7 protein-coding genes are annotated in these 7,063 nt (G+C 71.7%); all 7 read left to right on the top strand.

The genetic code is table 11. From position 1 onward, the window contains the following. Positions 1 to 879 carry a formate dehydrogenase subunit beta gene (gene fdxH, locus AC07OQ_RS20815; RefSeq protein ID WP_495055056.1) on the top strand — a complete coding sequence of 293 codons (879 nt, stop codon included), beginning with the start codon at positions 1 to 3 and terminating at the stop codon, positions 877 to 879. Between the two features lie 7 nt (positions 880 to 886). Beyond that, positions 887 to 1,522 (top strand): formate dehydrogenase subunit gamma, encoded by a 636-nt coding sequence (locus AC07OQ_RS20820; RefSeq protein WP_495055057.1) that lies wholly within the window; start codon positions 887 to 889, stop codon positions 1,520 to 1,522. Then, the gene (fdhE, locus tag AC07OQ_RS20825; RefSeq protein WP_495055058.1) at positions 1,519 to 2,541 is read left to right on the top strand and encodes a formate dehydrogenase accessory protein FdhE; all 1,023 of its coding nucleotides are present in this window, start codon (positions 1,519 to 1,521) and stop codon (positions 2,539 to 2,541) included. Before AC07OQ_RS20820 ends, fdhE begins: the two co-directional genes overlap by 4 nt. Next, the gene (gene selA, locus AC07OQ_RS20830) at positions 2,541 to 3,992 is read left to right on the top strand and encodes an L-seryl-tRNA(Sec) selenium transferase (protein WP_495055059.1); all 1,452 of its coding nucleotides are present in this window, start codon (positions 2,541 to 2,543) and stop codon (positions 3,990 to 3,992) included. Before fdhE ends, selA begins: the two co-directional genes overlap by 1 nt. Further along, positions 3,989 to 4,501, top strand: a complete 513-nt coding sequence (locus AC07OQ_RS20835; RefSeq protein WP_495055060.1) for a TlpA family protein disulfide reductase — start codon at positions 3,989 to 3,991, stop codon at positions 4,499 to 4,501. The genes selA and AC07OQ_RS20835 overlap by 4 nt, the downstream gene beginning before the upstream one ends. A gap of 18 nt (positions 4,502 to 4,519) precedes the next feature. Continuing rightward, positions 4,520 to 5,623, top strand: a complete 1,104-nt coding sequence (locus AC07OQ_RS20840) for a transglutaminase-like domain-containing protein (protein WP_495055061.1) — start codon at positions 4,520 to 4,522, stop codon at positions 5,621 to 5,623. A gap of 33 nt (positions 5,624 to 5,656) precedes the next feature. Further along, a partial coding sequence (gene selB, locus AC07OQ_RS20845) for a selenocysteine-specific translation elongation factor (protein WP_495055062.1) occupies positions 5,657 to 7,063 on the top strand: 1,407 nt, incomplete at its 3' end.

Raw genomic sequence — 7,063 nt, forward strand, 5'->3', positions numbered from 1 at the left:
ATGTCCTCCCTTCAATCCCTTGACATCGCGCTGCGTTCCGCCACCACGACCCCCAGCCCGCAGGTCCGGCATTCCAATGTCGAGGTCGCCAAGCTGATCGACGTCAGTTCCTGCATCGGCTGCAAGGCCTGCCAGGTGGCCTGCATGCAGTGGAACGAACTGCGCGACGAGGTCGGCAGCAATGCCGGCACCTACGACAATCCGCGCGATCTCAGCCCGCAATCGTGGACCGTGATGCGCTACTCGGAGATCGAGCCGGAACCCAACCGGCTCGAGTGGCTGATCCGCAAGGACGGCTGCATGCACTGCGAGGATCCGGGCTGCCTGAAAAGCTGTCCGGCGCCCGGCGCCATCGTGAAGTACACGAACGGCATCGTCGACTTCATCTCCGAGCATTGCGTGGGCTGCGGCAACTGCGTGACCGGCTGCCCCTTCGACGTGCCGCGCATCTCCAAGGCCGACAACAAGGCCTACAAATGCTCGCTCTGTTCCGACCGCGTCGGCGTCGGCCTGGAACCGGCCTGCGTCAAGGCCTGCCCCACCGGCGCGATCCGCTTCGGCTCCAAGGAGGACATGCTGGACTACGGCGCCGAGCGCGTCGTCGACCTGAAGGAGCGCGGCTACCAGAAGGCGGGGGTCTACGACCCGCCGGGCGTCGGCGGCACCCATGTGGTCTATGTGCTGCAGCATGCCGACCGGCCCGAGCTCTACCATGGCCTGCCCGCCGATCCGAGGATCAGCCCGCTGGTGGCGCTGTGGAAGGGCATCGCCAAGCCGCTGGCGGTGGCGGCGATGCTGGGCGCGGTGGTGGCGGGCTTCTTCCACTACATCAAGGTGGGACCGATCCGCACCGAAGGCGGCACCAAGGACGAGGCCTAAGGAGTCCATGATGAGAATGCTGCAACGCTACAAGGACGGCGACCGGATCAACCACTGGATCGTCGCGCTGCTCTTCGTCCTGGCCGGGCTCTCGGGCCTGGCCTTCTTCCACCCGGCCTTCTACTTCCTCAGCGCGCTGTTCGGCGGCGGCCCCTGGACCCGCATCCTGCACCCCTTCCTGGGCGTGGCGATGTTCCTGGGCTTCTTCGGCATGTTCCTGCGCTTCTGGCGCAGCAATCTGTGGAGCCGGGCCGACACCGAATGGGCGCGCCGCAGCCCCACGCTGCTGAGGGGCGACGAGCATGCGATGCCGCCTGCGGCCAAGTACAACGCCGGTCAGAAGGGCGTGTTCTGGCTGATGGCCGTCTGCCTGCTGCTGCTGCTGGTCACCGGCGTCATGTTCTGGCAGCCCTGGTTTGCCGACGCCTTCCCGATCCTGGCGCGGCGCATCGCCGTGCTCGTGCATGCGCTGGCGGCCGTCTGCCTGATACTGGGGGCCATCGTCCATATCTACGCGGCCATCTGGGTCAGGGGTTCGGTGCATGCGATGACCCAGGGAACGGTCAGCGAGGCCTGGGCACGCCAGCACCACCCGCTGTGGGCCGATGAGATGAGCGCGCAGCGCCCGACGGAGAGCCGATGACTGTCAGTGCCAGCGCCAAGCTGCTGTCCCCCGAAGAGATCGCCGTGCGTGCCGGCGAGCAGGTCGCGTTGCTGCGCCTGCCCGAGCCGGGCGTTTTTGCCGAACGCGAGCTGCGCCTGCGCCAGCTGGCCGCCGGCCATGCGATGCGCGACTTCCTGCTGTTCTGTGCCGAACTGGCGCGCGGCCAGCACGAGTTGATGCAGCGGCCGGTCGAGCTGCTCCTGCCCACGCCCGGGCAGATCGAGGCCGCCGCGAATGCCGGCCTGCCGCTGCTGGACGCGCGCGGCTGGCCGCGCGAGCCGGCCTGGCGCGAGGGCCTGCGCGCGCTGATGCGGGGCCTGGCGGCGCGCGTGGCCGAGGGGCCGGCGCTCGCGACCGCGCTGCGCCTGGCCGCGGCCGACGACGCGCATCTGGAAGCCCAGGCCGAGCGCCTGCTGTCCGGCGTGATGCTGGGCCTGGACCTGGGCAGCGCGCCGCTGATCGCCGCCGCGCTGCAACTGCACTGGGCGCGGCTGATCGCCCAGGTGCAGGCGCGCCATGGCAGCGACCCGCTGGCACCGTTCGGTCGTATCGATGATCCGCTGGTCTGCCCCTGCTGCGGCTCGCGCCCGACCGCCAGCATCACCCGCATCGGCGCCGAGGGCTCGGGCTTCCGCTATCTGGCCTGCAGCCTCTGCGCGGCCCAGTGGCATTACGTGCGCATCAAGTGCACGCATTGCCAGAGCACCAAGGGCATCAGCTTCCAGGCCCTGCAGGACCTGCAGGACTTGGAGGGGCAGGGCCAGGCCGATGCGGCCGCGGTGCAGGTGGAATGCTGCGAATCCTGTGGCCATTACCTGAAGATCGTCCACATGGAGAAGGACCAGCAGGTCGAGCCGATCGCCGATGACCTGGCCTCGCTGACCCTGGACCTGCTGGTGGCCGAGACCGGCCTGCAGCGCCATGGCGTCAACCTGCTGCTGCTGTTCGGCGATCCGGACTCCGCCGCGGCGCCGCCCGATCCCGGCGGGAGATCCTGATGGCGGCGCCCGAAGAGTCCGTGGTTCACGGCACGAAGGCGGCACCCAAGGACCTGCCCTCGATCGACAAGCTGCTGCGCCTGCCCGCGGTGGCCGCGCTGCTGCAGGAACATGGCCACAGCCTGGTGGCCGCCGAGGCGCGCGCGCTGCTGGAGGCGCTGCGCGCCCGCGCGCTGGCGCAGGAGCTGACCCTGGACGCGCTGCAGCCGGCCGCGCTGGAGGCCGCGCTGGGCCGGCGCCTGGAGACGCGGCTGCAAAGCCGCATGCGCGCGGTGCTGAACCTGACCGGCACCGTGATCCACACCAACCTGGGCCGCGCGCTGCTGGCCGATGCGGCGCTGCAGCCGCTGCTGGCGCTGATGGCCGGGCCGAACAATCTGGAGTACGAGCTGGCCTCGGGCGGGCGCGGCGACCGCGACGATCTGGTCGAGGGCCTGCTGTGCGAGCTGACCGGCGCCGAGGCGGCGACGGTGGTCAACAACAATGCCGCCGCGGTGCTGCTGTCCATCGCGGCGCTGGCCCGGGGCAGGGAAGTGATCGTCTCGCGCGGCGAGCTGGTCGAGATCGGCGGCGCCTTCCGCATGCCCGACGTGATGGCCAGCGCCGGCGCCACCCTGGTCGAGGTGGGCACGACCAACCGCACCCATGCGCGCGACTACGAGGGCGCGATCACGCCGCGCACCGCGCTGCTGATGAAGGTGCACACCAGCAACTACCAGGTCCAGGGCTTCACCGCCGCGGTGGACGAGGCCACGCTGGCGCCGATCGCCCATGCCCATGGCCTGCCGCTGGTGAGCGACCTGGGCAGCGGGGCGCTGGTCGATCTGTCGCAATGGGGCCTGCCCAGGGAGCCGATGCCGCAGCAGATGCTGGCCGCCGGCTGCGATGTCGTGAGCTTCAGCGGCGACAAGCTGCTGGGCGGTCCGCAGGCCGGGCTGATCGTCGGCCGCAAGGAATTCATCCAGCGCATCCGCAAGTTCCCGATGAAGCGTGCGCTGCGCATGAGCAAGCTGCCGCTGGCCGCGCTGGAGGCCACCTTGCGCCTGTATCTGCGGCCCGAGCATCTGACCCGCGACCTGCCGACCCTGCGCCTGCTGACCCGGCCCCTGGCCGAGATCGAGGCGCAGGCCGCGCGCCTGGCGCCGGCCCTGGCGCGCGCCGTGGCGCCGCGCTACATGGTGCAGGTGGCGCCGATGCTGGGCCAGATCGGGTCCGGTTCCCTGCCGGTCGAACGCCTGCCCTCGGCGGGCCTGGCGATCGCGCCCGCGGGCCCGGGCAGGAAGGGCCTGGGGTCGGCGCTGGAAGGCCTCGCCGCGGCCCTGCGCGGCCTGCCGCTGCCGGTGATCGGCCGCATTGCCGAGGATAGGCTCTGGCTGGATCTGCGCTGCCTGGAAAAGGATGCGGACCTGCTGCGACAATTGCCTGCTTTGTCCGAGAACCTGCTGACATGAAGCGCCGCCATCTGCTTGCCCTGGCCGCCGCAGCCACCGCCACCGCCGGCCTGCCGGCGCGGGCCGAGGCCCTGCACCGGCCCTGGCCGAAGAACCAGCCCACGCCACCGCTGGCCCTGCCGGGCTTCGACGGCCCCGGCTTCTCGCTGGCCGGGGCGCGCGGCAAGGTCGTGCTGCTGAACTTCTGGGCCAGCTGGTGCGAGCCCTGCCGCAGCGAGATGCCCTCGCTGGAACTGCTGGCGCAGAAGTACGAAGCGCGCGGCCTGACCGTGCAGGCGGTCAACAACCGCGAGACCGATGCGGCGATCCGGCGCTTCATGCAGACCATGCCGATCACCCTGCCCATCCTGCGCGACGCGGATGGCGCCATCACGCGCGCCTTCGGGGTGCGCATCTTTCCGAGCAGCGTGCTGATCGGCCGTGACGGCCGCGCCGCCTTTTCCATCATCGGCGAACTCGACTGGACCGGCCCCGAGGCCGACCGGTGGGTGGCGCCCCTGCTAGCCTGACCCCGAGGAGACCCCATCATGAACCTGCTGTCCCGCCGCCAACTGATCCGGGCCGCCGCGGCCACCGCCGCCGGTACCACCCTGTTGCCGGGCCTGGCCCAGGCCACGCGCAGCTTCGAACCCCAGCCCGGCGCCTGGCGCAGCTTCGAGATGACCCTGGATATCGCGGTGGCCGACCACCAGGGCACGACCAAGCTCTGGCTGCCCCTGCCCGACATCGAGACCGACTACCAACGCGGCCTGGGCCACAGCTGGAGCGGCAATGCCACCACCATGCGGCTGGTGGCCGATGCGCCGCGCGGCGCCCGCATGCTCTATGCCGAGTTCCCGGAGTCGGTGAAGACGCCGGCCCTGCAACTGGTCAGCCGCCTGCAGACCAAGAGCCGCGCGGTCGACTGGAGCCAGCCCGGCCGGGCCAGCGAGGACCCCGAGGTGCTGCGCGCCAATCTGGCGCCCACCGAGCTGATCCCGACCGACGGCATCGTGCGCAAGACGGCCTTGGCCGCTACCCAGGGCGCCAAGACCGATGTCGAGAAGACGCGCGCGATCTACCAATGGCTGGTGGCCAACGCGCACCGCGAACCCAAGGTGCGCGGCTGCGGCACCGGCGATGTGCGCACGATGCTGGAAACCGGCAATCTGGGCGGCAAATGCGCCGACCTGAACGCGATCTTCGTCGGCCTGTGCCGCTCGGTGGGCGTGCCGGCGCGCGATGTCTACGGCCTGCGCCTGGTGCCCTCGGCCTTCGGCTACCGCGAGCTGGGCGCCAATCCCGCCGGCCTGAAGGGCGCCCAGCATTGCCGCGCCGAGGTCTTCCTGAAGGCATACGGCTGGGTGGCGATGGACCCGGCCGATGTGCTGAAGGTGATGCGCCAGGAAACCCAGGAATGGATCAAGGACCCGGCCCATCCGCTGGTGGCCCCGGTCAACAAGGGCCTGTTCGGCGGCTGGGAGGGCAACTGGGTGGGCTACAACACCGCCCACGACCTGATGCTGCCCGGCAGCGCCGGCAAGGCCTCCTTGCCCTTCCTGATGTATCCGCAGGGCGAGAACCGGAGCGGCCGCTTCGACGAGCTGGCGCCGGACAGCTTCAAGTACAACATCACGGCCAAGGAAGTGTGACCCACCGCTGCGTGCTGGGCTGAAAGGCAGCAGATGATCGTCGGTACCGCCGGTCATATCGACCATGGCAAGACCACCCTGGTGAGGGCTCTCACCGGCGTGGATACCGACCGCCTGCCGGAAGAGAAGAAGCGCGGCATCAGCATCGAGCTGGGCTATGCCTTCCTGGACATGCCGGACGGTGGCGAGCGCATCGGCTTCATCGACGTGCCGGGCCACGAGCGCCTGGTGCACACCATGCTGGCCGGCGCCACCGGCATCGACTATGCGCTGCTGCTGGTGGCGGCCGACGACGGCGTGATGCCGCAGACCCGCGAGCATCTGGCGGTGCTGAGCCTGCTGGGGCTGCGGCGCGGCGCGGTGCTGATCACCAAATGCGACCGCGTCGAACCCGCGCGCGTCAACGCCCTGCGCGGCGAGATCGCCGCCCTGCTGGCCGGCAGCACGCTGGCCGAGGCGCCGCTGCTGGAGGTCAGCGCGCCCACGGGGCAGGGCCTGCAGGCGCTGCGCGAGCTGCTGTTCGACGCGGCCCGCAAGCAGGGGCGGGCGGTCGACGACGGCCGCGGGCTGCGCCTGGCCATCGACCGCGCCTTCAGCCTGGACGGCGTGGGCACCGTGGTGACGGGCACGCTACATGCCGGCAGCACCCGCATCGGCGACGAGCTGGCGCTGACGCCCGATCCGCGGGGGCGCCGCGCCCGCGTGCGCGGCCTGCATGCGCAGAACCGGGTGGTCGAGCGGGCCGCCGCCGGCCAGCGCTGCGCCGTCAATCTGGCGGGTCTGGCCAAGGACGAGATCGCGCGCGGGCAATGGCTGTGCGATCCGGCGGTCGCGCTGGCCACCGAGCGGCTGGACGCGCGGCTGCGCCTGTGGCCGGGCGAAGCCAAGGCCCTGCGCTCGGGCACGCCGGTGCATGTGCACCTGGGCGCGCGCGCGGTGCCGGGCACCGTGGCGATCCTGCACGGCGAGGCGGGCGATGAGCCGCTGCAGCCGGGCGGGCAGGCCCTGGTGCAACTGCTGCTGCGCGAGCCGGTCGGGGCCTGGCGCGGCGACCGCGTCGTGCTGCGCGACGCCTCCGCCAGCCGCACGCTGGCCGGCGGCGTGGTGCTGGACCCCTTCGCCCCGACGCGCTACCGGCGCACGCCCGAGCGTCTGGCCGAGCTGGCGGCGCTGCAGCGCGCCACGCCGGCCGAGCGCCTGCAGGCCCTGCTGGCCGCTGCGCCGCTGGGCCTGGACCTGCGCCGCTTCGCGCTGGCCGAGGGTCTGCCGCAGGCGCCCGCGCCGCAGGACGCGCAGGCCCTGCTGGTGCGCGAGGCCGAGGCCAGCTGGGCGCTGGCCGAGCCGGCCGCCGAGGCGCTGGCCGCGCGCGTGCTGGCGGCGCTGCGGGACTTCCATGCGCGCCAGCCCGACGAGCTGGGACCGGACGCCGCGCGCCTGCGC

This window comes from Roseateles sp. GW821-FHT09B06, from assembly GCF_059418245.1.

Excerpts from the sequence above, each read along its gene's own strand:
- AC07OQ_RS20835 (WP_495055060.1), top strand. The coding sequence starts at position 3,989 with ATGAAGCGCCGCCATCTGCTTGCCCTGGCCGCCGCAGCCACCGCCACC.
- selA (WP_495055059.1), top strand. The coding sequence starts at position 2,541 with ATGGCGGCGCCCGAAGAGTCCGTGGTTCACGGCACGAAGGCGGCACCC.
- fdxH (WP_495055056.1), top strand. The coding sequence starts at position 1 with ATGTCCTCCCTTCAATCCCTTGACATCGCGCTGCGTTCCGCCACCACG.
- AC07OQ_RS20820 (WP_495055057.1), top strand. The coding sequence starts at position 887 with ATGATGAGAATGCTGCAACGCTACAAGGACGGCGACCGGATCAACCAC.
- fdhE (WP_495055058.1), top strand. The coding sequence starts at position 1,519 with ATGACTGTCAGTGCCAGCGCCAAGCTGCTGTCCCCCGAAGAGATCGCC.
- AC07OQ_RS20840 (WP_495055061.1), top strand. The coding sequence starts at position 4,520 with ATGAACCTGCTGTCCCGCCGCCAACTGATCCGGGCCGCCGCGGCCACC.